Origin of the sequence: Chryseobacterium sp. SIMBA_028 (assembly GCF_046535285.1) — a bacterium.
Taxonomy (GTDB): Bacteria; Bacteroidota; Bacteroidia; order Flavobacteriales; family Weeksellaceae; genus Chryseobacterium.
The window spans coordinates 1-272 of record NZ_JAWRWZ010000282.1 but is presented as its reverse complement, the minus strand read 5'-3'; the positions used below and the strand labels follow the sequence as shown (position 1 = coordinate 272).

Genomic DNA, 272 nt, shown 5'->3' with positions numbered 1-272 from the left:
CCCAAATGCTGTAATCAACAACTTTCGTAGGGATCTGCTCAACATATTCTGTAAACGGTTCGCAAGGAAGAATTGCATCTTTGCCTTCTCTTGCCAACTCCTGATAAAGCTTTGTTCCTTCTGTTTTCCATTTAATCATTTCATCAGAAACATCACGAATGATTTTTGCAGGACTTCCAACGATTAATTTTCTTGCATCACATTTGAAGTTCGCGGGAACGAAAGCCAAAGCTCCAATAATACATTCATCACCGATAACGGCTTTGTCCATC

At 39.7% G+C, this 272-nt stretch carries 1 pseudogene; it reads right to left on the bottom strand.

Annotated features, from left to right (window positions below):
- A pseudogene (locus tag SCA31_RS23470) lies at positions 1–272 on the bottom strand (gamma carbonic anhydrase family protein); the annotation flags it as partial.